This is a genomic window from Kitasatospora sp. NPDC054768, from assembly GCF_053612025.1.
Genome location: NZ_JBSHBN010000139.1, coordinates 1 through 25,381, shown reverse-complemented (window position 1 = coordinate 25,381; position 25,381 = coordinate 1). Strand labels below are relative to the sequence as shown.

The window sequence follows — 25,381 nt, the reverse complement described above, 5'->3', positions numbered from 1 at the left end:
TGACGCCATGTCACCACCCGGAGCGCGGAGAACACCGAAACTGTGACGCGAAGCGCCTCACGTGGCGACCGCAGATCTCAAGACCAGCTCACTAGCGGGCGGTGCCCGGCCGGCGGTGCCCGGCGCGCTACGGCTTCGCGAGGTCCCGGCGCATGCAGAGCCGGGGCCAGCGGTCCAGACCGTGTTCGGCCTCCTTGCGGCGGATCTCGCGCAGGCCGGGGGTGAGTTCCTCCCCGGCCAGCGGGCGGAAACCGCAGCGGGCGTAGTAGGGGGCGTTCCAGGGGACCTCGGCGAAGGTGGTGAGGGTGAGCGCGGGGGCGTCGGTGGTCGCGGCGAGGTGCTCGATCAGTGCCCGGCCGATGCCGCGGCGGGCGTGGTCGGGGTGCACGGAGACCTGTTCGATGTGCAGCGCGCCGTCCACCGGTTCGGCGAGCAGGTAGCCGGCGACGGTCCCGTCGGGGGCCTCGGCGACCAGGGCGGTGCCCTGCTCCAGGTAGTGCGCCAGCTCCTCCGGTGCCGGGGGTTCGTCCTCGGCGATCTCCGGCATGCCGATCGCGGCGAACGGTGCGCCGGCGGCCCGCTCCAGTTCGGCGAGCAGTGGAAGTTCGTCCCTGGTGACGGCTCTGATTCGCATGCGTCCAGTCTGCTGCAGGCTGCTTTCGGCCACGCACGGTGGTGCCGTCGGCCAGTCAGCGGAGGGGAGAATCGGGCAAACTCGGGCAATCGGTGCGGCCGTCAACTACCGAGCGGCAACGTCCAGGACACGCGGGCGTAACGATCGCGGTTTCTTGCAGAAACTTGCTGCAAGGACTTTCCGTCGATCTTGCACCGCTGTTAACTTCCTTCCCGAGCCCGACGGCAGCAACGGTGCGGTCGGTACGAGGCAGCCATTATGCGCCTGTCTCCGAACATCTCGGGCACCCCCACCCTCCCAAGGAGTTCTCATGCGGCGTGGCATCGCGGCCTCTGCCCTCGTTGTGGCCCTCGCGGTCTCGATGGCTGCCTGTAGCAGCAGCGGCTCCAGCTCCGACGGCAAGGCCGACGGGCCGGTCACCCTCACGTACTGGGACACCTCGAACGCCACCAACGAGGCGCCGAACTACCAGGAGCTCGTCAAGAAGTTCGAGGCTGCGAACCCGAACGTCAAGGTCGACTTCGTCAACGTGCCGTTCGACCAGGCGCAGAACAAGCTCCAGACCGCGATGGGGGCCAAGGGTGCTCCGGACGTGTTCCGCTCCGAGGTCGGCTGGACCGCCGCCTTCGCCAAGGCCGGCTACCTGGAGCCGCTGGACGGCACCCCGGCCGCCGCGGACACCTCCGCCTTCCAGCCGAGCCTGATCCAGCAGGCCAAGTACGAGGGCAAGCTGTACGGCGTGCCGCTGGTGACCGACACCCTCGGCCTGCTCTACAACAAGGAGCTGTTCACCAAGGCCGGCATCACCGAGGCGCCGAAGACCTGGGACGAGCTGAAGACCGACGCCGCCGCCGTCAAGGAGAAGGCCGGGGTGGACGGCTTCTGGCTGAAGGCCGCCGACGGCTACTACGCGATGCCGTTCCTGTTCGGCGAGGGCACCGACACCGTCGACGCCGCGGGCAAGAAGATCACCGTCGCCTCGCCGGAGGCCGTCAAGGCCGTCGAGACCTACAAGTCGATGTTCACCGCGCCGGGCACCGTCAAGGCCGACGTCACCACCGACGCCTACGCGCACATGATGGACGCCTTCAACAGCGGCAAGGTCGCGGCGATCGTCCAGGGCCCCTGGGAGATCACCAACATCTACAAGGGTTCGGCCTTCGCCGACAAGAACAACCTCGGCATCGCCGCCGTCCCCGGTGGCTCCGGCGGCAAGGGTGGCGCTCCCACCGGCGGCCACAACATCTCGGTCTACGCGGGCGCCGACAAGGCCCACAAGGCCGCCGCGGAGAAGTTCGCCGCCTTCATGACCTCGGCCGAGAGCCAGGCGTTCATCGCGCAGAAGAACTCCACCCTGCCCACCCGCTCCGACGCCTTCACCGCGGACGTCAAGGCCGACCCGGGCATCGCCGGCTTCCAGGCCGTGCTGAGCAGCGCCAAGCCGCGCCCCGAGCTGCCCGAGTACAGCTCGCTGTTCGCCTCGCTGGGCACCAACCTGGGCAAGGCCGTCCAGGGCACCAGCACCCAGGACGCGCTGAACACCGTCTCCACCGACTACGCCAAGCTCCTGCCGGGCTTCGCCAAGTAGTCCCTGCGCCCGGCCCGCCGGTCGACGGATGACAGCGGGCGGGTGGCGGTGACCCCGCGACGGCGAACGAATGACGGATAACAGATTTCATCATCTGTCAGCTGTCATCCGTTCGCTGTCCGCGGCCCGTCGCCACCCGCCCCGCGGCACCCGTCGCCCACTGCGGACCGGGCCGTCGGCTCCCCCCGAGAATTCCCCCCGAGAAGGTGCAAACGATGTCAGTCGCCGTGCAGGGCGCCACCGGCAAGGGCAACCGGGAACGCGAGCAGCGTCCGGGCCTGCTGGAACGCGTCAAGCGCTCCTACGCCAAGCACTGGTACGCCTACGCGATGATCGCCCCGGTCGTACTGGTGCTCGGTGCACTGGTGCTCTACCCGCTCGCCGAGGGCATCTGGCTCACCCTCACCGACGCCAACAGCCTCAACGTCGCCCGCAAGATCGGCGTCAACGAGATCCCGGCGAGCTACGAGTTCGTCGGCTTCCACAACTACGCCGACATCCTGTGGGGCCCCGGCTCGTACGACCGCTTCTGGTCGCACTTCGTCTGGACCATCGCCTGGACGGCCGTCTGCGTCTTCCTGCACTACACCCTCGGCCTCGGCCTGGCCCTGCTGCTCAACCAGAAGCTGCGCGGCCGCGCCGCCTACCGGATGCTGCTCATCCTGCCCTGGGCCGTACCGACCTTCGTCACCGTCTTCTCCTGGCGCCTGATGCTCGCCGACGGCGGCGTCGTCAACACCATCCTCTCCTTCCTGCACCTGCCCGAGCCGGGCTGGCTCACCGACCCGTGGGCGCAGAAGGCGGCCGCGATCATGGTGAACACCTGGGCCGGTGTGCCGTTCATGATGATCTCGCTGCTCGGCGGCCTCCAGTCGATCCCGGCCGAGCTGTACGAGGCCGCGGAGATGGACGGCGCCACCGCCTGGCAGCGCTTCCGGTACGTCACCCTGCCGGGGCTGCGCTCCGTCTCCTCCACGGTCGTGCTGCTCGGCGTGATCTGGACGTTCAACCAGTTCAACGTGATCTTCCTGCTGTTCGGCACCGGCGCCCCCGATGCCCAGCTGCTGGTCACCTGGGCGTACCGGCTCGGCTTCGGCCAGATCCCCCGGGACTACGCGCAGTCCGCCGCCTACGGCGTGATCCTGCTGTCCATCCTGATCGTCTTCACCGCCTTCTACCGGCGCTGGCTCGCCCGCAACGAGCAGGCCAACGGCTGAGGCCCCGGACCCAGTTGACCCACGAAGGCAGGTAACCCCGATGAGCACCACCACCGAACTCCCGGCCCGCCCGGCGGCCGCGGCCCCGGCCGCCCGGCCCGCCAAGGTCCGCCGCCGCGGCGAGCGCAGCCCGATGGCCCGGGCGCTGTCCCACGGCACCCTGATCCTGGCCGGCCTGATCGCGCTCTTCCCGGTCGCGTGGATCCTGTTCGTCTCGCTCGGCCCGGACAAGACCGACTACCTCCACCCCGGCCAGATCCTCGACAAGCTGACGCTGTCGAACTACCAGCACGTGCTGTCCGACACCGACTTCTTCACCTGGTTCGGCAACGCCCTGCTGGTCTCCGGCGTCACCACCGTGTTCGGCGTGATGCTCGCCGCCACCACCGGCTACGCCGTCTCCCGGATGAAGTTCCCCGGACACAAGCCGCTGATGTGGTCGCTGCTGGTCACCCAGATGTTCCCGATCGCGGTGCTGATCGTGCCGATGTACACGATGCTCTCCGAACTCGGCCTGCTGGACAGCTACACCGGCCTGATCCTGGTCTACTCGACCACCACCGTGCCGTACTGCGCCTGGCTGCTGAAGGGCTACTTCGACACCATCCCGGTGGAGATCGACGAGGCCGGCCGGGTCGACGGGCTCAGCCCGTTCGGCACCTTCTGGCGGCTGGTGCTGCCGCTCGCCCGCCCGGGCCTGGCGGTGGCGGCCTTCTACTCCTTCCTCACCTACTGGGCCGAGGTGCCGTTCGCCTCCACGTTCATGCTCAGCTCCGACAAGTACACGTTGGCCGTGGGCCTCCAGACCTTCGTCAGCGAGCACGACGCCCAGTGGAACCTGATGGCCGCGACCGCCGTGCTGATCGCGATCCCGTCCGCGGCCTTCTTTTACCTGGTGCAGCGCCACCTGGTCACCGGCCTGACCGCCGGTGCCTCCAAGTCGTAACGGGCCGCCACGTCGTCACGCGCACCACGTCGTCACAGGACCGCACGCCGTCGCAAGACCGCACGCCGTCACAAGACCGCACCTCGTCGCGCGCCTCCACGTCCCAGCGCCTTCCGCTCCTCTAGTCCCCAAGGGATACCGTCCATGACCCAGAACCTGGCCGACACCTCCCGGCCTGCCGCCGACACCGCTCACGAGGCGAACGTCAGCGCGTCCAGAGGCTGGTGGCGGGACGCGGTCATCTACCAGGTGTACCCGCGCAGCTTCGCCGACTCCAACGGCGACGGCATGGGTGACCTGCCCGGCATCCGCAGCCGCCTGCCCTACCTGCGCGACCTCGGCGTGGACGCGGTCTGGCTCTCGCCGTTCTACGCCTCGCCGCAGGCGGACGCCGGCTACGACGTGGCCGACTACCGCGCGGTGGACCCGATGTTCGGCACCCTGCTGGACGCCGACGCCCTGATCCGGGACGCCCACGACCTGGGTCTGCGGATCATCGTCGACCTCGTCCCCAACCACTCCTCGGACCAGCACGAGTGGTTCCAGCGCGCCCTGCGCGAGGGCCCCGGCTCCCCGCTGCGCGAGCGCTACCACTTCCGCCCCGGCAAGGGCGAGCAGGGCGAACTGCCGCCCAACGACTGGGAGTCCATCTTCGGCGGCCCGGCCTGGACCCGCAGCGAGAACCCGGACGGCACCCCCGGCGACTGGTACCTGCACCTGTTCGCCCCGGAGCAGCCCGACTTCAACTGGGAGAACCCGGCCGTCGCCGACGAGTTCCGTTCGATCCTGCGGTTCTGGCTCGACATGGGCGTGGACGGCTTCCGCATCGACGTCGCCCACGGCCTGGTCAAGGCCCCCGGCCTGCCCGACCTCGGCGGCGCCGACCAGCTCAAGCTGCTCGGCAACGACGTCATGCCGTTCTTCGACCAGGACGGCGTGCACGAGATCTACCGCAGCTGGCGCAAGATCCTCGACGAGTACCCGGGGCAGCGGATCGGCGTCGCCGAGGCGTGGACCCCGACCGTCCAGCGCACCGCCAACTACGTCCGCCCCGACGAGCTGCACCAGGCCTTCAACTTCCAGTACCTGGGCACCGGTTGGGACGCCACCGCGCTGCGCGAGGTGATCGACCTCTCGCTCGACTCGATGCGCCCGGTCGACGCCCCCACCACCTGGGTGCTCTCCAACCACGACGTCACGCGGCACGCCACCCGGTTCGCCAACGAGCCCGGCCTCGGCACCCAGATCCGCACCCCCGGCGACCGCGAGCTCGGCCTGCGCCGCGCCCGCGCCGCCACCCTGCTGATGCTCGCGCTGCCCGGCTCGGCCTACGTCTACCAGGGCGAGGAGCTCGGCCTGCCGGACGTCACCGACCTGCCCGACGAGGTCCGCCAGGACCCGTCCTTCTTCCGTCAGGCCGGCCAGGACGGCTACCGCGACGGCTGCCGCGTCCCGATCCCGTGGTCCGGCACCGAGGCCCCGTACGGCTTCGGGCCGGTGGCCGGCGGGCCGTCCTGGCTGCCCCAGCCGGCCGAGTGGGCCGGGCTGAGCGTCGAGGCGCAGACCGGCGACCCGACCTCCACCCTGGAGCTCTACCGCAGCGCGCTGGCCGTCCGCCGGGCGCAGCCCGACCTCGGCGCCGGCACCGGGGTCGCGTGGCTGGAGAGCCCCGAGGGCACCCTGGCGTTCCGTCGCGGCGCCTTCGTCTGCACCGTGAACACCACCGGCGAACCGGTGCGGATCGCCGCCCCGGGCACGCTGCTGCTGGGCTCGGCCGACCTCGTGGTGGACGGCGGCGAGACGGTGCTCGCTCCGGACAGCACCGGCTGGTGGGCGGTCTGACGTGGTTGGAATAGGCTCTGGGACCGTGACTACGGCGCGACTCTCAGACATCGCGGCGCAGGCGGGGGTCAGCGAAGCCACCGTCTCCCGCGTGCTCAACGGCAAGGCGAACGTTTCCGCCGCCACCCGGCAGACCGTGCTGGCGGCGCTCGACGTGCTCGGGTACGAGCGGCCGACCCGTCTTCGCCAGCGCAGCGCCGGGCTGATCGGTCTGATCACGCCCGAGCTGAGCAACCCGATCTTCCCCGCGCTGGCCCAGGTGATCGAGCAGGTGCTCAGCCGGCACGGCTACACGCCGGTGCTGTGCACCCAGACTCCGGGCGGGTCCACCGAGGACGAACTGGTGGAGATGCTGGTGGACCGGGGCGTGGCGGGCATCGTCTTCGTCTCCGGGCTGCACGCCGACACCACCGCCGACCACGACCGCTACGCCCGGCTGGCCGGGCGCGGGGTGCCGTTCGTGCTGATCAACGGCTACAGCGAGAAGATCGACGCGCCGTTCATCTCGCCGGACGACCGGGCCGCGATGTGGATGGCCGTCCAGCACCTGGCCGAACTCGGGCACGAGCGGATCGGGCTGGCCGTCGGTCAGCGCCGGTACGTGCCGGTGCTGCGCAAGATCGAGGGCTTCACGGCCGCGCTGCGCGAGGTGCTCGGGCTCTCCCGGGAGGAGGCCGACGACCTCGTCCACCACACGCTGTTCAGCGTGGAGGGCGGGCACGCGGCGGCCGGCGCGCTGCTCGACAAGGGCTGCACGGCGATCGTCTGCGGGAGCGACATGATGGCGCTCGGGGCGATCCGGGCGGTGCGGCAGCGTGGGCTGTCGGTGCCGCAGGACGTGTCGGTGGTCGGCTTCGACGACTCGCCGCTGATCGCCTTCACCGAGCCGCCGTTGACCACGATCCGCCAGCCGGTCGAGGCGATGGCCACGGCGGCGGTGGACGCGCTGCTGGAGGAGGTCGGCGGAAACGCGGCCCAGCGCGGCGAGTTCATGTTCCAGCCGGAGCTGGTGATGCGCGGGTCCACCGGGGCCTGCGCGCGCTGAACCCCGGCCGTCACGGCCGACGGAAGGGCCCCGGAGGGCGGTTGCTCTCCGGGGCCCTTCGGCGTGCGTGCGGTCGGCCGCCCCGGGCCGTCGGGCGGTCAGCCCTCCTGGGCGGTGGGGCGGTCGACGGTCGGTCGGTGCCCGTCGGCCGCCTCGGCGGTACGGGTCTCGGTACGGCGGCCGCGGGCCAGGTAGTCGCGCAGGACCAGTTCGACGGCGTCCTGCGGGTTCTTGGTGCCGGAGAGCAACATCGCGTCGATCGCGAGGTTCGCGTCGAGGGTGACGGTGACCTGGGCCATGTGACTCCTCCTCGGGTGCAGAGCAGCAGCATGCCCGTTGGGGCGGGGATTCACCACGGGGATTCGCCATGGGGATTCACCGCGGGGATTTGCCACGAGGTACGGCCGGAGGCATGCCGGAACCCCCGGGGAGGAGCGACCAGACTCTCCCCGGGGGCGTGGGCGGTCAACGTTCGGACGACAGCTGACAGATGATGAAATCTGTTATCTGTCAGCTGTTATCCGTCGGCTGTCGGCTGTTCGCCGTTCTCAGACCCGGCCGGCGAAGTCCGGGGCCCAGTTGGCGATGCTCTGCTCGCGGACGCCCGAGCTCGGGTTGGCGGCCTCGACGTACTTGCCGTTGCCGACGTAGATCGCGACGTGGTAGACGCCGGAGTCCTTGCCGTTGTTGGACCAGAACAGCAGGTCGCCCGGCTGGAGGCTGTCCAGCGAGACGTGGGTGCTGGCGGCGGCCTGGTCGGCGGCGACGCGCGGGACGGAGACGCCCGCGGCGCGCAGCGCGGCCTGGGTCAGGCCGGAGCAGTCCCAGCCACCGTTGCCGGTGCCGCCGTAGACGTACGCCTGACCGACCTTCGACTCGGCGAAGGAGACCGCGGCGGCCATGCTGCCGGTGGCGGCCGGAGCCTGGGTCTGGGGAGCGGGCTTGGTGGACGGCTTGGCGGCCTGGGTCTGGGCCTGCGCGGTCGGCTGGGCGTTCACGGCACCGCCGTTCGCGGACTGGCCGGACTTCTGCGAGCGGTCGAACCAGGTGAAGTCCGAGCCGGACTTGCCGGTGGCGGACTGGCCGGCCTGGGCCTGGCCGTTGCCGCCGAAGGACAGCTGCTGGCCCGGGTAGATGCTGTCCGGACCCTCGGTCAGGGTGCCGCGGTTGAGCTCGTACAGCCGCTGCCAGCCGCCCTGCACCTTGTGCTGGTCGGCGATCGCGGACAGCCAGTCGCCCTCGACCACGGTGTAGTCGCCGTTCTGGGCCTGCTGCTGGCGCTTCTGGACCCAGTCGCTCCGGTTTCCGGAGGCGGCGGAGTCGGTGCTGGCCTGCGTGCCGTCCTGGGCGGGCGCGGAGGGCGCGGAGGGCGCGGAGGGCGCGGCGGGCTTTGCGGCCGGGGCCTGGGTCTGCGGAGCGGGCTTGGCGGCCGGGGCGGCCGGCTTGGCGCTCTGCGCGGGCTGCGCGGGCTTCGCGGCGGTCGAGCCCGCGGTGGAGCCCGCCGAGGTGTCGACGGCGGCCGCGGCGCCGCCCTTGGTGAGGCCGGCCTGGACCGAGCACACCGGCCAGGCGCCGGGGCCCTGCGAGGCGAGGACCTTCTCGGCGACGGCGATCTGCTGGTCCTTGGTGGCCAGGTCGGCGCGCGCCGCGAAGGCGGTGCCGCCGAAGGCGGACCAGGTGCTGGAGGTGAACTGGAGGCCGCCGTAGAAGCCGTTGCCCGTGTTGATGCTCCAGTTGCCGCCGCTCTCGCACTGGGCGACCTTGTCCCAGGTGGCGACGGTGGCGGCGGAGGCGGTGCCGGAGGCGATGCAGGGGACGGTGAGGCCGACGCCCGCGACGCCGAGGGCGGCGATCACGCGACGGGTGCGGCTGGACAGACGAGTGCCGTTGGTGGGCAGCATGAAGACGCGGTCCTCTCCCACGCCTGCGAGGTGAGCTGTCGGATTCGGGCTGGAGTTGCCCGGCCGCGCTGTGGGCGCGGCTTCACCCCTAGCCCTGGACCGTTCCGGAGATCGGTCCGGGGCGACTTACCTGTGGGTCCCCCGCTCCTGCCGTGGTGCGATTTCGCGCTGCCAGGACATCCGACGGCAGGACTCGGCGTCGCGGATGAACCGGGTTCGTGTGGTCACGAACGGGGAGCACGTTAATCAGACTTAAGTTCAAACTGCAAACTGCTGTGATGCGCATCACGGTTTAGTGGGAACTGCCAAAATTGCCGCTCTTCATGATCGTAAATGATCGTTTTCAGGCAACCCTGTTATGGAAGCCCACAACTGGCAGCACTTCAGAAGTGGTGTGACGGCGCGTCGAATCGCGGGCCGGAGCACCCGGGCAGATGCTGCGGCGGCCGTGATGCGAGCGCCCGCGACCGCGTTTCCTATTTCCTTTCAAATAGGCCAGAACGGACATTCCACTTCATCGCCGTCCGACTTCCGCGCGGGACGGCCATGGGCGGGCGGAGCAAAACCGAAGGGCCCGGAACGCATGCCGTTCCGGGCCCTTCGGTGCGCGCCAACCGGCGCGCGTCGTCGACTACCGCCCTGCGGGCCCCTGGGAGGCCGCGTGGGCGCCGCGGACGCCCTCCAGAGCCCCCTCGGCCTCGGCGGCGGCCGCCGCCTCCGCCTCGGCCCGTGCCAGGTCCTCCGGGGACGGCGCGGGCAGCGCCGCCAGGTAGGTGGAGGCGATCAGCTGGCCGACCGACGGGTACGAGCCCAGCGGCGCGGCCGACGGGCAGCCGGTCTCCTCGGCGGCGGTGGCGAGCAGCTCGGAGTCCGCCTCCGGGCCGATCACCAGCGGGGCCAGCGCCGGGCGCTGCGAGCCGGTGTCCCTGAGGTGGTTGACGGCCGCGGCCACCGAGCCGGGCACGTCGAGCGCGGCGGCGACGACCGGCACGGCCAGTCGGGCGGCCAGCAGCACGCCGGTGATGCCGGCCGCCGCGGCCGCGTCCTCGCCGCCGACGGTGGTCAGCACCACGCCGTCCGCGGCGGTCGCGATGGCGAACAGCCGGGCGCGGTCGGCCCGGGCCAGCCCGGCCTCGGACAGCCGGACGTGCACGGCCTCGGCCAGCAGCGGGTGCGGGCCCAGCGGGTCGGTGACGGGCGCGCTGTACTCGGCGGCGAGCGCGTGAAGCTCGGTCAGGAAGGTGTGCGGGCCGGGCACCAGCGGCACCAGGACGGGCGTCGGCAGTCCGGCCTCGGCCGCCATGGCCAGCAGCTCGGCCACGGTGCGGTCCTCGCCGCCCGCGCCCTCGCCGCCGTTGCCGGGCAGGTAGCCGACCGCGGTCCGGACGCCGTTCTGCTCGGTGCGGACGATCGAGAGCAACTCCTCGACGACCGAGCGGGACTCGGGCCCGGCGGTCGCGGGCACGGCGAGCACCAGGGCCGGGGCGCCGGCCGGGATCTCGGGGCGCTCGGGACGACGGTGGCGCCCCCGCGCACGGGAGCCTGGAGTACGGACGGGCAGTGGCGCGCCCGGGATGGCTGCGGTGCTCATGCCGGAGATCGTAGGACATCTGCCCGTCCGGCTTGCAGTCGGCTGCCGCGTGGGTTTCACGCGGTCGCGGTCCGGAGGCCGGTGCGTCTCCGGCACCGGTCCGGGCACTTTGCCTACAATCCGGACATTCCGCTCCCAATCCCCGCGCGACCGCCGGTGGTTGCCTCGACGCGACCCGAGGGCGCCGGCGTTGCACCTGGGGCGCGTGAGATGTCTCACAGCATGAGGATGGTTTGACGGAGGGTCACGGGAGTGCGACTCCCGGCATTCGAAGATCAACATTCAGCGGGGAGGTGCTCACGGCCGGTTATCGCGCGCCCGACGATTCATCGGCTATGTCCGTTTACGTACCGTCAGGAGAAGGGTCCGTGAAGAGTTCGCGGCTGCGGACAAAAGGCCACGTGCACCTGCAACGTCCCGTGCTGATGCACGTGCACTGCGGCTATCATCGCGTCAAGTGAGGCGTTGTGCCGGACCGGTACGGGGCCGGTCCGTTCGTTTCGACGGTGCCGGGGGCGCCGCGCTGGACGACAACTCCGGAAGCTCTTCGGGAGATTTCTATGCACGACTCGCAGGACACGCACGGCTCGTACGACACCTACAACGGGATGGCCGCCGCCGATCTCCAGGGGGTGGTCTGGCAGAAGAGCCGGCACAGCAACTCCCAGGGCAACTGCGTCGAGTTCGCGGCCCTGCCCGGCGGCGATGTGGCGATGCGCAACTCGCGGTTCCCGGACGGCCCGGCCCTCATCTACACCCGGGCCGAGATCGCCGCCCTGCTGCTGGGGGCCAAGGACGGGGAGTTCGACCACCTGGCGGTCTGACCGACCGCCGTGCTCCATCATCGGGGGGCCGTCGTGGGTGCCGACACCACGACGGCCTTTGTCTTTGTCTCCTCCGGGGACCTCTTCGCCGGCGGTCTCCGCTTCGGAGGTGTCCGCTCCGGAGGCGTCCGCACTGGAGCGGAAGTCCTCGGCGGGGCCGGGTGGAAGGGCCCGGGGTGTGGTCCTCCCGGGGCTTCCGTCGACCGGCCGTGCGCCGACCGGCGCATGGTCCGTCCTGGGCGTGCGGCCCGTTCGGGTCGGGGGCCCGGTCGGGGCGCACGGCCCGTCCTAGGCCGAGCGCCGATGCCGTCCGCCGATCTCGACGGGGCCGTCGAGCGGTGAGCGGCCGCCGAGTCCGGGGTGCCCGTCCAGCGGGGAGCCGACGATCGTCTCCGCCTCGAACATCGCCCAGACCACCTTGCCGCTGCCCAGCGGGTGCCAGCCCCAGGAGCGGCTGAACGACTCCACCAGGTGCAGCCCGCGGCCGGATTCGGCGACGAAGTCGGCCTCCCGTGCGATCGGGCCGATGCTGCTCGGATCGCTCACCGCGCAGACCACCTGGGGTGCGCGGTGCACCAGGCTTATTCGGATCGGGAGCCGGCCGTCCGGGGTCGGCTGCAGGGGAAAGCCGTACTCGCCCTGGGTGCCGCCCGACGGGTCGGGCCGTGCGCCGATCGCATGCCGGAGCGCGTTGGTCACGAGTTCCGAGGCCACCAGCGCGACGTCGTCGAACAGCTCCGTCAGGCCCCAGTGCTGGAGCGTGCTCCGAGCGAAGTCGCGCGCGGTTCTGACGGCTTCGAAGCGAGGAGCGAGCGTACAGGTGACCACAAGGGGGTCAACCGCCAAAGCCGTACCGGTGCTCATGAAGAGCTCCTCCCATAAGGGGGCGGACACGGCTGGACCCGCCGGGGTCATGCCGGTCACCTCCGACTCGCTCGGCCGCTCGGCCGCCCCCTCGACCAGGCGCGCGCGCACTCGAACGCCCGATGACGCGGGGGACGTCGTCGGGTCGGTGCACGGAGTCGCGCGTGGGGTCGACACGGAGCCCGCGGGATTGCCAGGGATGTGCAGGTGCACGTGCACCATGGTGGTGTGCGCTCACTGCAGATGCAAGAGTCGATTCACGTGCAGTCGCACTATTGGCATATGCAAGCGCCGGATGCACGTGCATCCTGGTGTGTGGAGTGCGGAACTGATAGGAACATCCGTCAGTATCGGCACCGTGAGCGCTCAACTGATGGCAGACTGTGCGCTGTTTGCCCTAGGTGGAGGTTTCGACCGCATGACCACAGTTCAGCCGGGCGGCGGCTCGATGGTCCGCCGGATCCTCCTCGGCTCGCAGCTGCGCCGCCTGCGTGAGGCGCGCGGCATCACCCGCGAGGACGCGGGCTACGCGATCCGGGCCTCCGAGTCCAAGATCAGCCGCATGGAACTCGGCCGCGTCAGCTTCAAGGAGCGCGACGTCGCCGACCTGCTCAGTCTGTACGGCGTGGACGACGGCATCGAGCGGGAAGCCCTGCTCGGCCTCGTCCGCGAGGCCAACAAGTCCGGCTGGTGGCACAGCTTCAACGACGTGCTGCCGGGCTGGTTCCAGACCTACGTCGGCCTGGAGGAGGCCGCCCAGCTGATCCGCACCTACGAGGTGCAGTTCATCCCCGGGCTGCTCCAGTCCGAGGAGTACGCACGGGCGGTTTTCGGACAGAGTCGGCCGGTCATCAGCGAGGAGGAGGTCGAGCGACGGGTCAGCCTGCGGCTGCGCCGTCAGAAGCTGCTGGCCGAGGGCGCCAGCCCGCGCCTGTGGGCCGTCATCGACGAGGCGGCGCTGCGCCGGCCGGTCGGCGGGCCCAAGGTGATGCGCGGTCAGGTGCAGTACCTGATCGACGTGGCCGAGCAGGCCAACGTGGTGATCCAGGTCATGCCGTTCCGGTTCGGCGCGCACGCGGGCGAGTCCGGGGCGTTCACGATCCTGCGCTTCCCGGAGCAGGACCTCGCGGACGTGGTCTACCTGGAGCAGCTCACCAGCGCGCTCTACCTGGACAAGCGCGACGACGTCGACGCCTACATCCAGGTCATGGAGCGGCTCTGCGTGGACAGCCTCACGCCGGAACGCACGATAGACCTGCTCGCCTCGATCCTGAAGGAACGCTGAGCCGCTGCCGTCCGGGGCCTGTGAGCTCCCTCCCTCGCGAGGCCCCCCGGCAGCCGGTCACCAGGCCGCCCACCCGCCGTCAGCCGCGGGCCGGCGGCCGTTCGCGTTCCGGCGGGGACTGCTGCGGCGGGCGGCCCAGTTCCCAGGCCAGGTCGTAGCGGCCGAAGAGGTCGGCGCGGATCAGAGCCAGCGGGCTCTCGGCGCCCGGCAGCAGCACCCCGATGCAGCCGCCCATCAGTGCGCTGCGCAGCACCGCGTGCTCGGCGACCGGGTCGGGCGCGCCCCAGTCCCGCAGCAGCCCCTGGAGGATGGCGCCGAGCTGCTGCTGCTCCGGGTCCTGGACGAAGGCGCCGTTGTCCGGGTCGAGGATCAGCGCCAGGTGCGAGCGCATCACCCGGGGGTGGTCCATCGCCAGGCCGAGCACGGTGTCGATCGCCCCGGCCAGCCGTGCGTCGGGGGAGGACCCGGGGGCCAGCTCCGCCAGCGTGGCGGCCAGTGACTGGTGCATCATCCGGTGCGTCGCGGACTGCATGAGCAGCCGTTTGCCGTCGAAGTAGTACGAGAGCAGGCCGCGGGCGAGACCGGCCCGCTCGGCGATGTCCGTGAGCGTGGTGCCCGCGTAACCGCACTGGTCAACCAGCTCGACGGTGGCCCGCATGATCCGCCGGCGGGAGCGTTGCCGCATCTCCTCATTGACCGAATCCCCGCGAGGTGCCATCGTGTCTGCTCCGAACGTTCGTTGGCTCCGGGCCAATATACTTGTGGAGCCGACAGCCGCACCGGGATACCGTGCCCCGGCGGGCACTGCCCGGGCGGCCGCCACGAAGACGGCCGGCTCCACCGACACGGGGGTTTGGTGGAGCCGGCGCCATGGCCCGACGGCGCGGAGGCCGGTCGCGGGCGGGGTCCGGGGATCAGCGCCCGGCCAGGACGTCGGCCCGGGCCGCGGTCGACCCGACCGGCGGCTCGTCACGATCCGGCACGGGTGCGGGAACCGCCTTGCGACGCCGGTCCACCAGGGCGCCTGCCGTCGCGACCACCAGGCCGACCACCGCGACCACCGTGACGAACAGCAACGCCGGCCGGTAGCCGTCCAGCTGGGCCTGCGGGCTGTCGCCGCCCGCGCTGCCGGCCGTGATCATCGCGGTCGACCCGGCGAGGACCACCGCGGTGCCGACCTGGATCGCGGTGTTCACCAGACCCGAGGCCAGTCCCTGCTCCTCGTCGCCCACGCCGTCGGTGGCGGCGATGTTCACCGAGGGGAAGGCGAACGCGAAGCCCACGCCGAGCAGCAGCATCGAGGGCAGCACCAGGCCCGGGTACGAGCTGTGCTCGTCCAGCCGCAGGAACAGGGCGAAGGCGGCGACCAGTGAGGCCAGGCCGATCGGCAGCAGCCGCCCGGTGCCGAAGCGGTCCACGATCGGGCCCATGAACGGCGCCGAGAGCGCGATGAGGGCCGCGGCGGGCAGCAGTCCGAGCGCCATCTCCAGGGCCGACCAGCCGAGCAGGTGCTGGAGGTAGAGGGTGACCACGAACTGGAACCCGCCGTACGCGCCGGTCATCGCGAAGGCGACCACGTTGGCCCGGGCGACCGAGCCGTTGCGGAAGATGCCGAGCCGCACCAGCGGGTGCGCGGCGCGGCTCTCCACCCGCAGGAAGGCGGCGGCCAGCACGGCGACGACCAGCAGCGAGCCAAGGGTGCGCGGGCTCAGCCAGCCGGCGCCCTGGGCCTCGGTCACGGTGAAGACCAGCAGCAGGACGGTCGCCGTGCCGGTGATCGCGCCGAGGACGTCGTAGCCGCCCTGGGCGCGCTCCTCGACCGGGCGGGGGAGCAGCCGGACGGCGAAGAGCAGGGCGAGCAGCGCGACCGGGACGGGCATCAGGAAGGTCCAGCGCCAGCCGACCGAGGTGAGCAGGCCGCTGAGCACCAGGCCGAGCGAGAAGCCGCTGGCGCCGCAGGTGGTGTATATCGACAGCGCGCGGTTGCGGGCGGGGCCCTCCGCGAAGGTCGTGGTGATGATCGACAGGCCGGCCGGGGCGGTGAAGGCGGCGCTGACGCCCTTGAGGAAGCGGGCCGCGATCAGCAGGCCGCCGTCGTCGACCAGGCCGCCGACCAGCGATGCGGCGGCGAAGACGCCCAGGGCGGCCAGGAACACCCGGCGGCGGCCGAGCAGGTCGGCGGCGCGCCCGCCGAGCAGCAGCAGGCCGCCGTAGCCGAGTACGTAGCCGGAGACCACCCACTGCAGGGTGGAGGTGGACAGGTGCAGGTCGGAGCCGATGGACGGAAGGGCGACGCCCACCATGGAGACGTCCAGGGCGTCCAGGAACATGGCGGCGCAGAGCACGATCAGGGTGCCCCAGAGGCGGGGAGTCCAGTGCGGCCCGCTGGTTGACGGGGCGTCGGGTGACGTGACGGTCGCGGTGGTCATGGGGAGGACAGTACATGCACATGCATTCAATGCAAATGAATTAAATGTGAACGCATTAATTGTCGATGCACGTGCTAGGGTGGCGGCGTGGCTGAACTCGACTCCCCGGCGGAGGCCGGTCTCGTCGCGCAGTGGCGCGAACTGCTGGCCCGGCATGCCGCCGCGGCCTGCGCCCTCGACCGCGAACTGGGCGACCGGTACGGGCTGGGCATGAGCGAGTTCGAGGTGCTGGAGCGTCTCGTCGAGAACTGCGGGGGCGGTGGGGGCCAGGCGGTGCGGGTGAGCGAGCTGGCCCACACCGTCCATCTGAGCCAGAGCGCGCTCTCGCGGCTGATCGCCCGCCTGGAGAAGGCCGGACTGGTCACCCGGGCGATGTGCGAGAGCGACCGCCGGGGCGTCCAGCTCACCCTCACCGAGGCCGGCCGGGAACGCTACGAGCAGGCCAGGCCGCTTCACCGCCGGGTGCTGGAGCAGGCCCTCGGCGACGGTCCCGGCCCGGTCGGCGGATCAGCCTCCGGCTGACGTCGCGTCAGAACCGCCGCACCGGTGCTTTGTCGACCTCACAGTAGGGAGTGCAGCCCCGGTGCCGCGGCCAGCAGCACGACCACGGCGGGCGCGGCGAGCGCCGCGACGGTGAGCCGCAGCCGGTGCGGGACGGAGAGCCGCGGACGGCCCGCGAGCAGTCGGTCCACCCGCTTCGGGGACTGTGCCAGGCCGGGCGGGCAGGAGCCGAACACCCCACGGTCCAGGTTGAGTTCGGCCAGCGCGAGGGCGGTGGTGTGCCGGCCGTGCCGACGGGCGGCCCGGTCGTCGGCGGCCAGTTCGACCAGCTCCGCCACCTGGTTCCGGAAGGCGTTGAACACGCCGACCCCGGGGAAGCCCGAGGCGAGCGCCTGGGCGAACTGCTGGAGCCAGTGGTGCCGGGCCCGGACGTGACCGCGCTCATGGCTCAGCACGGCGGCCAGCTCCCGGTCGGTCAGCTGCTGGAGGGCGCCGGTGGTGACCACCAGCCGGGAGTCCGGGCCGGGCAGCGACCAGGCCTCCGGACGGACGTTCTCCAGGACCACCAGCCGTTCCCGGCGGCTCCGGGCGGTCGCGATGGTGTCGGGCAACTCCGGTGCCCGGTTCGCCAGTTGGGCGTGCCGGCGATTGCGCACCGCCTTCGCCGTACGAACCTCCCGGGTCAGCGCCAGCACCGTCTGCACCCCGCCCGCGGCCAGCACCGCGGCGCACAGCCGGCCCCAGCCCTCGGCCTCCTGGAGGCCGTACGCCGCCTCCACGCCGTGCGGCGCGCCCGCGAACACCAGCGAGCGCAGCTCCGGCAGGGCGGCGGAGGCCGCCAGGAGGAGGCCCAGCGCGCAGCAGAGCAGAACGGCCACCACCAGGCACTGCCACACCAGCAGCGCCAGCACCGGTTCGCGCTCCGCCCAGCGGGCCCGGGCCAGCAGCCGGGGCACGAGGGTCGAGAGCAGCAGGCCGAGCAGCAGCAGGCCGATCAGGGCAGGCATCGATGGGCTCCCCGAGTACGCACGGAACGCGACAACGCGCTCCCTGCCAACCTATGCGCTGGCGACGCCCGGTGGAACGGCTTTCGACCGGCCAGTGACCAACGCCACGCTCGGACGGGGGCTTTGGCGTGGAGGGGGCGGGGGCAGGGGCGTTTCGGCGTGGCGGGCGGAGGCTCTGGGGTGTCGGGAGGTGTCCCGCAGGGCGTCACATGGTCAGGAGCATGGCGAACATGCCGATGCCCATGGTCAGTCGGCAGGCCTGCGGCAGCCCGGAGGTGCCGACCGCGAGGGTGCCCGCCGGAGTGCGCAGCAGCCGGCTGCCGGTCCAGACGGTGTACGCGGCGAAGTAGAGGAGGAGCACCCCGGTCAGCAGCGGAAGGCCCAGGGCGGCGGCTCGGTGGTGGCCGTGCCCGGAGGCGGACGCCATCGCGAGGGCCATGTACGTCATGGCGAGCGCGCCGACCGCGTGGTGCAGCCGGTGCGCCCGGCCGGCCGGGGCGTGGGCGGCGGCGAGCAGGAAGGCGGTGGCGGGGAGGCCGAAGAGCCCGGCCCAGACGGCGGGCGGGACGGTGGCGCCGGTGACGGCCATCGCGGCCATGCCCAACCCCATCAGGGCCTCGGCGGCGTCGGACTCGCGGGCGAGCGGCCGGTGCCCACCGCCCGGGGCGCAGGGGGAGTGGCGCAGCCGGACCAGGCAGGACGTGCCGGCGCCGGTGGCGAGGAGGGCGAGGAGCCAGTTGACCAGGGTGGGTCCGTGCAACGGCGGCCTCCCGGGGCGGTGGGCGCCGGGGGCGGCGAACAGGGGACAGCGAACAGCGGTCGGCGGACAGATGACAGCGAACAGATGATGAAATCTGTCGGCTGTCATCTGTCATCCGTGAGCTGTCATCTGTTCGCCGCCCCCGTGCGCGGCGACGGACGTCCGGTCCACGATCACCGCACCCGGCCGGGCACGGCCAGGGCGCGTACAGGGGCGCACAGTGGTGCCCGTCGTTGCGAAAGCCCTGGCCGCGCATCCGTCGCGTACTCGTCGCGCACCCGTCGCACGCCTGGTCGCACTCCCCGGCCGAGCGGACCGCTCACCCGGCCGCCCTCAGGCCGGGGCGCTCAGCCCTGGAGCCGACCCGAGGCGACCACCCGGCTGAGGAACTGCCGCGTCCGCTCCTCCTGCGGATCGCCGAACACCTGCTCCGGCGGCCCCTGTTCGAGCACCACCCCGCCGTCCAGGAAGCAGACCTGGTCGGCGACCTCACGGGCGAAGCCCATCTCGTGGGTGGAGAGGACCATCGTCATCCCCTGTTCCTTGAGGTCCCGCACCACCGACAGCACCTCGCCGACCAGCACCGGGTCGAGCGCCGCGGTGATCTCGTCGAGGAGCAGCAGCCGCGGCCCGGTGGCCAGCGCGCGCACGATGGCGACCCGCTGCTGCTGCCCGCCGGAGAGCCGGTCCGGGTACTCCTCGGCCTTGGCCGCCAGCCCGAGCCGGTCGAGCAGTTCCAGCGCCCGGGCCCGTGCCTCGGCCCGGGCGACGCGGTGCACCCGGCGCGGGGCGAGCGTGATGTTCTCCAGCACCGTCAGATGCGGGAACAGGTTGTACGACTGGAACACCACGCCGATCCGGCGCCGCACGGCGTCCTCGTCCGCGCGCGGATCGGTGATCTCCTCGCCGTCCAGGAAGATCGCCCCGTCGTCGATCCCCTCCAGCAGGTTGACGCAGCGCATCAGCGTGGACTTGCCGGAGCCGGAGGCCCCGATCAGCGCCGTCACCGAGTGCTCGGCCACGGCGAGGTCCACGTCGCGCAGCACCACCTGGCCGCCGAAGGTCTTGCGCACCGACTCCAACCGGAGCACGTCGCTCGACGTCACACCGCACCTCCCTGGAGCTGGCGGCGGTTCATCCGGGTGGTCAGCCAGTCGGCGAACCGGGTCAGCGGAATGGTCAGCACGATGAACACCAGCCCCGCCACCAGGTACGGCGTGAAGTTGAAGGAGCGAGCCGCGATGATCTTCGCCGCGTACACCGCGTCGATCGCGCCGCCGATCGAGACCAGCCCGGTGTCCTTCTGGAGGCTCACCAGGTTGTTGAGCAGCGGCGGTACGACCCGGCGGACGGCCTGCGGCAGCACCACGTACCGCATCGTCTGCGCGTTGGTCAGCCCCAGCGACCGCGCCGCGGCCCGCTGGCTCGGGTGCACCGACTCGATGCCGGAGCGGAACACCTCCGACACGTACGCCGAGTAGGTCAGCACCAGGGCGGCCCCGCCCAGCAGCAGCGGATCGGTGGTCACCCCGGTCAGCCGCAGCGCCGGCACTCCGGTGATCATCACCAGCAGGCAGATGATCATCGGCAGCCCGAGGAAGAAGTCCACGTACGCCGTGGCCAACAGCCGTACCGGCAGGAAGACCGGACCGCGCAGCGTCCGCAGCACCGCCAGCAGCAGCCCGAACAGCAGGATCAGCGCCCCGCAGCCGAGCATCAGCTCCAGGTTCAGCCGCAGTCCCTTCAGTACCTCGGGCAGCGCCTGACGGGCGTAGTCGAGGTTGAAGAAGGTCCGCCGAGTCACCTCCCACCCGGGGGAGTTGACGATCAGGAGGTAGAGCACGACGGCCGTGGCCAGGGTCGAGCCGGTGGCGATCAGCGCCGAGCGGCGGGCCCGGGACCGCCGGTACGCCTCGTGCGCCAGCCGCCGCTCGGACGGGCGGTAGTCGTCCTCCGTCGCCAGCGCCTTGGTGAGCTCCGCCGGACCGGCGGCGCCCGGCGCCTCCCCGCCCGGCGCCTCCCCGCCCGGCCCGGGGCTCAGGTCAGCGCTCACTTCAGCACCGGTGCCGAGACGGCGTCGGACAGCCACTGCTTCTCCAGCTTCGCCAGCGTGCCGTCGGCGCGCAGCGCGTCCACGGCCTGGGAGACGCAGCCGGTCAGCTTGGAGCCCTTGTCCAGCACCAGACCGAACTGCTCGGCCTGCGCGGCGGCCTCGAACTGGCCGACCACCTGGGCCTCCGGGACCTCGGCGCCGGTGATGTAGAAGGCGGTCGGCAGGTCCACCACCAGGGCGTCGATCTGGCCGTTCTTCAGCGCTGCCTTGGCCAGGTCGTTGGAGTCGAAGACGGCTGGCTGGGTGCTCGGCTTGATGGTGTTGGTGATGGTGTCCAGGCTCGTGGTGCCGACCTGCGCGCCGAGCTTGGCGCCCTTGAGGTCGGCGATGCTCCTGGCGCCCGCCGCCTTGGAGTTCTTCAGCGCGATGACGGTCTGGCGCACGTCGTAGTAGCCGGAGGAGAAGTCCACGGCCTGCTTGCGCTCGTCGCTGACGGACACCTGGTTGATGTCGAAGTCGAAGTCCTTGGCGCCGGGGGAGGTCGCCTTGTTGAACGGCGCGACCACCCAGCCGACCTTCTCCTTCGGGTAGCCGAGCTTCTCGGCGACCGCGTAGGCCACGGCGGACTCGAAGCCCTTGCCGTTCTCCGGCTTGTCGTCGGAGAACCACGGGTCGTACGCGGGCTTGTCGGTGCCGACGGTCAGCGTTCCGGCGGTGCGCGTGGCCAGCGCACCCGGCGCGCAGCCCGCCGCCGTCCCGGCCGCGCCCGAGGCGGCGTCGGACTTCGAGTCCTGCGGCGCGCAGGCGGTCAGCACGGCCGCGGCGGCGACCAGCGCGGCGATGGGCAGTACGGAGGAGGGCTTGCGGAGGGTCATGACGGGGCTCCAGGGAAGGACCGGCGGGACGGGGGGAACGAGGAGGGGCACGGGAGGGCGCGACGGGCGGCCCGCATCCCGGCGGGTCACTTCCCCCCGGTGGCGGCGCCGGAACACACGCGGCATGGTCGGCGTACGGGCCCGCGTCCGCGGCACCCCCCCGAGCCGGATCGGCAGCAGCCGGGGCGGCGGCAGGCCGGTCAACAGCAGCGGCGACAGCGGCAGCTCAGGCCGCGCGCGCGACAGCGACGGCAGACGTGCCGACGGGAGGGCGCCCGGAAGGGGTTGTCGTGGCGTTCGGCCACCGTGATCACCGCCGGGAGCATGCGGGGAGGTTCGCATCAGAACAGCGCATCTGTCCAGAACATCCAGATCACTGTCCACATGCCGGACAACCCGCCTCCCGTCGAAGGTTTGGGCGCCGGAGGGGCTGTGCACCGGAGCTTTGCCGGTCCTGGCCCTCTTGAACAGGAGAACCTTTCGTACTTATGGTGTCTCCGTTGAAATAACTCCTGTCGAAGTGAGTCCACGATGCAGAATCTTTCGCCAAGGCTCGCTGTGGCGGCCGACGCCCCGGTCTCGACCCTCGCCGGCCACCCGGCCTGGCTGCGCCTGAAGGAGGCCGTCGAGACGCTGCGCCCGCTCCAGTCGAAGGACGGCTCGATCGACCTGGCCGCCGTCCAGCGGCACACGGTCGACCCGCTGGTCGCCACCGTCCGCGCCGCCGTCCAGGAGCTCGCTCCGCACTTCCCGCACGACGCCGCCTACCTGGCCGCCGTCGACGCGGACCTCGCCAAGTGGGCCGACACCGGCTACCGCGAGCCCGACTTCCTGGACTCGCTGCTCGCCTTCCAGCCCGCCGACCAGCGCGAGGACGGGCTGGAGCACCTGGTCGTCTTCCCGATGTACACCCAGAACGGCAACCCGGACCGCAACCTGGAAGCCGTCCTGCTGAGCGTCGTGTGGCCCGACTGGCTGGCCGAGCTGGAGCGCACCCGCTTCGACAACCCGATGTTCGTGCCGATCACCTTCACGGACTTCACCGCCGGCTACGACACCAACTCCGCCGTGCTCTTCCCCGAGACGGTCTCCGTGCGCAAGGCGCCGGAGCGTTTCACCTGGGGCGGCATCTTCTGCGACCGCGAGGCCGCCCGCTTCCGCGCCGTCTCCACCAGCGCCGTCCAGCAGCTCGGCCTGGAGATCCCGGCCGACGCCGAGGGCCTGCTCCAGGACCAGCAGCGCGCGCAGGAGACCTTCGTCCTGTGGGACCTGGTCCACGACCGCACCCACAGCCACGGCGACCTGCCGTTCGACCCCTTCATGATCAAGCAGCGCAGCCCGTTCTGGATGTACGGCCTGGAGGAGCTCCGCTGCGATCTCACCACCTTCAAGGAGGCGGTGAAGCTGGAGACCGAGGGCAACCCGCACGCCCGCGACGTCCAGTACGCGATCCTCTTCGACCGCCTGTTCCGCTTCCCCGTCTCCGGCGACCGGGTGCGCAACTACGACGGCATGGGCGGCCAGCTGCTCTTCGCCTACCTGCACAAGCACGACGCGCTGCGCTGGCGCGACAACCGCCTCAGCATCGACTGGGAGCGCGCCCCGCAGGTCACCAACGCGCTCTGCGCCGAGATCGAGACCCTCTACCGCGACGGCATCGACCGGCCGAAGCCGGCCCACTGGATCGCCGCCTACGAGCTGGTCTCCCGCTACCTCACCCCGCACCCGGCCTCCACCTGGGCGAAGGGCTCCGAGGCGCTGCCGCTCGACATCACCGACGGCAAGGCCCTCAACAAGGCCCTGTGCGACGCCGTGCTCCCGGACGAGTTCCCGCTGAGCATGTTCTACGAGGCCCTCAACAAGAAGCTGAGCGGCGTCATCGCCGCCACCGCCGGCATCACCGGCGCCGGGATCCAGGGAGTCGCCGCGTGACCACCTCCACCAACGCCCCGCTGGCCGGCAAGGTCATCGCCGTCGCCGGAGCCAGCGGCCCGGCCGGCCGCGCCGTGCTGCGCCGCCTCACCGCCGACGGTGCCACCGTGATCGGCGCCGACATCGACGCCCAGCGCCTGGAGTCCGCCCTGGACGCCACCCGGGTGGCCGTCCGCGGCGCCAAGGTCAGCGGCCAGGTGATCGACCTGCTCGACCCGCAGGAGGTCCACGACTGGGCCGACCACCTGGAGTCGGAGCACGGCCACGTCGACGGCCTGTTCCACCTGGTCGGCGGCTGGCGCGGCAGCAAGACCTTCTTCGACACCCGGCTGGACGACTGGGACTTCCTGCACGACACCGTCGTGCGGACCCTCCAGCACACCTCGCTGGCCTTCCAGCCCGCGCTGGTCCGCAGCACCGCCGGCCGCTACGCGATGATCTCCGCCGCGGCCGCGCACAAGCCCACCGCCGGCGGCGCCGCCTACGCGGCCGCCAAGGCCGCCACCGAGGCGTGGACCCTCGCGATGGCGGACTCCTTCAAGAAGGAGACCACCGACCCCGACGGCGAGCCCACCGCCGCGGCTGCGATCCTGGTCATCAAGGCGCTGGTCAGCCCCGAAATGCGGGCCGAGAAGCCGGAGGCGAAGTTCGCCGGCTTCACGGACACCACCGACCTCGCCGGACACCTGGCGGGCCTCTGGGACCGCCCCGCAGCAGAACTGAACGGACAGCACCTGTGGCTGACAGCCCGATGACCGACCTCACCCGTACGGACGCGGTACGGCGGCACGACCCCGCCGTCCGCGGCTTCGCCAGCGACAACTACGCCGGCGTCCACCCGGAGGTCCTCGCCGCGATAGCCCTCGCCAACGGCGGTCACCAGATCGCCTACGGCGAGGACGACTACACGGCCCACCTCCAGGACGTCTTCCGCCGCCACTTCGGCGAGAAGGCCGAGGCCTACCCCGTCTTCAACGGCACCGGCGCCAACGTGGTCGCCCTCCAGTCGCTGCTCCCGCGCTGGGGCGCGGTGGTCTGCGCAGAGTCGGCCCACATCCACGTCGACGAGGGCGGCGCCCCGGAGAAGATGGGCGGCATCAAGCTGCTCACCGTCCCCACCCCGGACGGCAAGCTCACCCCCGAGCTGCTCGACCAGCAGGCCTGGGGCTTCGGCGACGAGCACCGCGCGCAGCCGCTCGCGGTCTCCATCACCCAGAGCACCGAGCTCGGCACCCTCTACACCCCCGACGAGATCCGCGCGATCACCGAGCACGCCCACCAGCTGGGCATGCTCGTCCACGTGGACGGCTCCCGACTGGCCAACGCCGCCGCCTCGCTCGGCCTGCCGCTGCGGGACTTCACCACCGACGTCGGCGTCGACGTGCTCTCCTTCGGCGGGACGAAGAACGGCCTGCTCTTCGGTGAGGTCGTGGTGGTGCTCAACCCGGAGCGGGTGCGCAACATCAAGTACCTGCGCAAGACCTCGATGCAGCTCGCGTCGAAGATGCGCTTCGTCTCGGTCCAGTTCGAGGCGCTGCTCTCCGGCGACCTCTACCTCCGCAACGCCGGCCACGCCAACGCGATGGCCAGCCGCCTGGAGGCAGCGGTCCGGAAGATCGACGGCGTCGAGGTGGTCCGCCCGGTCCAGGCGAACGCGGTGTTCGCGATCCTCCCGCGCGAGGTGAGCGAGCGGCTCCAGAAGCGCTACCGCTTCTACTTCTGGAACGAGCACACCGGCGAGGTCCGCTGGATGTGCGCCTTCGACACCACGGAGGCCGACATCGACGCCTTCGCGGCGGCCATCGCCGAGGAGATGGGCCGCGCCTGACGGTGCCCGAACCACGGATCGTCCCGTCCCGCGTCAGCGGGGCGGGACGATTTGCATGTGGCGGGCCGGTCCCCGTACAGTTCCGGAGTCGCCGCGGGAGACCGGGGCGGCAAAGCGGAAAGCAAATCCGATGAATGAAACTCCGGAAAACGGAGCGGAAAGCGTCTGATAAGCTGGAAACACGAAAGAACGAAGCCCGGAGGGTCCGCTGGAAGGCGGTCCGAAGGAAGCGTCCGTTCCTTGAGAACTCAACAGCGTG

Annotated in this window: 23 protein-coding genes and 1 riboswitch; of the genes, 11 read left to right on the top strand and 12 right to left on the bottom strand. The window is 71.4% G+C overall.

The window, feature by feature from the left end; translation table 11 throughout:
• Window positions 1-127: 127 nt before the first annotated feature.
• Window positions 128-634, bottom strand: a complete 507-nt coding sequence (locus ACWGKU_RS31210) for a GNAT family N-acetyltransferase (protein WP_452180171.1) — start codon at window positions 632-634, stop codon at window positions 128-130.
• Between the two features lie 310 nt (window positions 635-944).
• On the opposite strand from ACWGKU_RS31210, the gene ACWGKU_RS31205 reads away from it, so the two are divergent.
• The 5 genes from ACWGKU_RS31205 to ACWGKU_RS31185 all read left to right on the top strand — a co-directional run bounded on the left by ACWGKU_RS31205 (window position 945) and on the right by ACWGKU_RS31185 (window position 7,272).
• Entirely contained in the window at window positions 945-2,222 is a 1,278-nt protein-coding gene (locus tag ACWGKU_RS31205) for an extracellular solute-binding protein (RefSeq protein ID WP_359911700.1), read from the top strand.
• A 215-nt stretch (window positions 2,223-2,437) separates the two neighbouring features.
• The gene (locus ACWGKU_RS31200) at window positions 2,438-3,439 is read left to right on the top strand and encodes a carbohydrate ABC transporter permease (RefSeq protein ID WP_401045341.1); all 1,002 of its coding nucleotides are present in this window, start codon (window positions 2,438-2,440) and stop codon (window positions 3,437-3,439) included.
• 40 nt (window positions 3,440-3,479) lie between these two features.
• On the top strand, window positions 3,480-4,385 hold the full coding sequence (locus ACWGKU_RS31195; protein ID WP_359911706.1) for a sugar ABC transporter permease: 906 nt from the start codon (window positions 3,480-3,482) through the stop codon (window positions 4,383-4,385).
• 144 nt (window positions 4,386-4,529) lie between these two features.
• A complete protein-coding gene (locus tag ACWGKU_RS31190; protein ID WP_401045335.1) occupies window positions 4,530-6,227 on the top strand; it encodes a glycoside hydrolase family 13 protein in 1,698 nt (565 codons plus the stop codon).
• A gap of 25 nt (window positions 6,228-6,252) precedes the next feature.
• Entirely contained in the window at window positions 6,253-7,272 is a 1,020-nt protein-coding gene (locus ACWGKU_RS31185) for a LacI family DNA-binding transcriptional regulator (RefSeq protein ID WP_359911712.1), read from the top strand.
• A 98-nt stretch (window positions 7,273-7,370) separates the two neighbouring features.
• Here the strand turns inward: ACWGKU_RS31185 and ACWGKU_RS31180 are convergent, their stop codons facing one another.
• The 3 genes from ACWGKU_RS31180 to ACWGKU_RS31170 form a co-directional block, all read right to left on the bottom strand.
• Window positions 7,371-7,571: a hypothetical protein gene (locus ACWGKU_RS31180; RefSeq protein ID WP_452180170.1), complete on the bottom strand. Its 201-nt coding sequence runs from the start codon at window positions 7,569-7,571 to the stop codon at window positions 7,371-7,373.
• 249 nt (window positions 7,572-7,820) lie between these two features.
• Complete coding sequence (locus tag ACWGKU_RS31175; protein ID WP_452180169.1) at window positions 7,821-9,194, bottom strand: transglycosylase family protein; 1,374 nt, start codon at window positions 9,192-9,194, stop codon at window positions 7,821-7,823.
• Window positions 9,181-9,351, bottom strand: a riboswitch (cyclic di-AMP (ydaO/yuaA leader). It overlaps the preceding gene by 14 nt.
• Before the next feature lie 453 nt (window positions 9,352-9,804).
• Window positions 9,805-10,764: a hypothetical protein gene (locus ACWGKU_RS31170; protein WP_452180168.1), complete on the bottom strand. Its 960-nt coding sequence runs from the start codon at window positions 10,762-10,764 to the stop codon at window positions 9,805-9,807.
• A gap of 560 nt (window positions 10,765-11,324) precedes the next feature.
• On the opposite strand from ACWGKU_RS31170, the gene ACWGKU_RS31165 reads away from it, so the two are divergent.
• Window positions 11,325-11,588 (top strand): DUF397 domain-containing protein, encoded by a 264-nt coding sequence (locus tag ACWGKU_RS31165; protein ID WP_097235176.1) that lies wholly within the window; start codon window positions 11,325-11,327, stop codon window positions 11,586-11,588.
• Between the two features lie 288 nt (window positions 11,589-11,876).
• Here the strand turns inward: ACWGKU_RS31165 and ACWGKU_RS31160 are convergent, their stop codons facing one another.
• On the bottom strand, window positions 11,877-12,452 hold the full coding sequence (locus ACWGKU_RS31160; protein ID WP_401053985.1) for an ATP-binding protein: 576 nt from the start codon (window positions 12,450-12,452) through the stop codon (window positions 11,877-11,879).
• Window positions 12,453-12,870: 418 nt separating this feature from the next.
• On the opposite strand from ACWGKU_RS31160, the gene ACWGKU_RS31155 reads away from it, so the two are divergent.
• On the top strand, window positions 12,871-13,737 hold the full coding sequence (locus ACWGKU_RS31155) for a helix-turn-helix domain-containing protein (protein ID WP_188297256.1): 867 nt from the start codon (window positions 12,871-12,873) through the stop codon (window positions 13,735-13,737).
• Window positions 13,738-13,816: 79 nt separating this feature from the next.
• On the opposite strand, the gene ACWGKU_RS31150 is transcribed toward ACWGKU_RS31155, so the two are convergent.
• Both ACWGKU_RS31150 and ACWGKU_RS31145 read right to left on the bottom strand, forming a co-directional pair.
• Window positions 13,817-14,422 (bottom strand): TetR/AcrR family transcriptional regulator, encoded by a 606-nt coding sequence (locus ACWGKU_RS31150; protein WP_380539601.1) that lies wholly within the window; start codon window positions 14,420-14,422, stop codon window positions 13,817-13,819.
• 229 nt (window positions 14,423-14,651) lie between these two features.
• Window positions 14,652-16,166 (bottom strand): MFS transporter, encoded by a 1,515-nt coding sequence (locus ACWGKU_RS31145; RefSeq protein WP_452180167.1) that lies wholly within the window; start codon window positions 16,164-16,166, stop codon window positions 14,652-14,654.
• 87 nt (window positions 16,167-16,253) lie between these two features.
• Between ACWGKU_RS31145 and ACWGKU_RS31140 the strand changes: the two genes are divergently transcribed.
• Window positions 16,254-16,688: a MarR family winged helix-turn-helix transcriptional regulator gene (locus tag ACWGKU_RS31140; RefSeq protein WP_401053962.1), complete on the top strand. Its 435-nt coding sequence runs from the start codon at window positions 16,254-16,256 to the stop codon at window positions 16,686-16,688.
• A 38-nt stretch (window positions 16,689-16,726) separates the two neighbouring features.
• Here the strand turns inward: ACWGKU_RS31140 and ACWGKU_RS31135 are convergent, their stop codons facing one another.
• The 5 genes from ACWGKU_RS31135 to ACWGKU_RS31115 all read right to left on the bottom strand — a co-directional run bounded on the left by ACWGKU_RS31135 (window position 16,727) and on the right by ACWGKU_RS31115 (window position 21,362).
• Entirely contained in the window at window positions 16,727-17,674 is a 948-nt protein-coding gene (locus ACWGKU_RS31135; RefSeq protein WP_452180166.1) for a M56 family metallopeptidase, read from the bottom strand.
• A 205-nt stretch (window positions 17,675-17,879) separates the two neighbouring features.
• Complete coding sequence (locus ACWGKU_RS31130; RefSeq protein ID WP_452180165.1) at window positions 17,880-18,434, bottom strand: DUF5134 domain-containing protein; 555 nt, start codon at window positions 18,432-18,434, stop codon at window positions 17,880-17,882.
• A gap of 347 nt (window positions 18,435-18,781) precedes the next feature.
• A complete protein-coding gene (locus ACWGKU_RS31125) occupies window positions 18,782-19,540 on the bottom strand; it encodes an amino acid ABC transporter ATP-binding protein (protein ID WP_359914658.1) in 759 nt (252 codons plus the stop codon).
• Window positions 19,537-20,397: an amino acid ABC transporter permease gene (locus ACWGKU_RS31120; RefSeq protein WP_452180172.1), complete on the bottom strand. Its 861-nt coding sequence runs from the start codon at window positions 20,395-20,397 to the stop codon at window positions 19,537-19,539. Before ACWGKU_RS31120 ends, ACWGKU_RS31125 begins: the two co-directional genes overlap by 4 nt.
• Window positions 20,398-20,483: 86 nt before the next feature.
• Entirely contained in the window at window positions 20,484-21,362 is an 879-nt protein-coding gene (locus ACWGKU_RS31115; RefSeq protein WP_452180164.1) for an ABC transporter substrate-binding protein, read from the bottom strand.
• A gap of 531 nt (window positions 21,363-21,893) precedes the next feature.
• On the opposite strand from ACWGKU_RS31115, the gene ACWGKU_RS31110 reads away from it, so the two are divergent.
• From ACWGKU_RS31110 to ACWGKU_RS31100, 3 genes are read left to right on the top strand one after another with little or no spacing between them, the layout of a single operon-like run.
• A complete protein-coding gene (locus tag ACWGKU_RS31110) occupies window positions 21,894-23,294 on the top strand; it encodes a DUF6421 family protein (protein WP_452180163.1) in 1,401 nt (466 codons plus the stop codon).
• On the top strand, window positions 23,291-24,049 hold the full coding sequence (locus ACWGKU_RS31105) for an SDR family NAD(P)-dependent oxidoreductase (RefSeq protein WP_359914666.1): 759 nt from the start codon (window positions 23,291-23,293) through the stop codon (window positions 24,047-24,049). Before ACWGKU_RS31110 ends, ACWGKU_RS31105 begins: the two co-directional genes overlap by 4 nt.
• A complete protein-coding gene (locus ACWGKU_RS31100; protein WP_359914671.1) occupies window positions 24,046-25,122 on the top strand; it encodes a threonine aldolase family protein in 1,077 nt (358 codons plus the stop codon). The genes ACWGKU_RS31105 and ACWGKU_RS31100 overlap by 4 nt, the downstream gene beginning before the upstream one ends.
• Window positions 25,123-25,381: the final 259 nt, after the last annotated feature.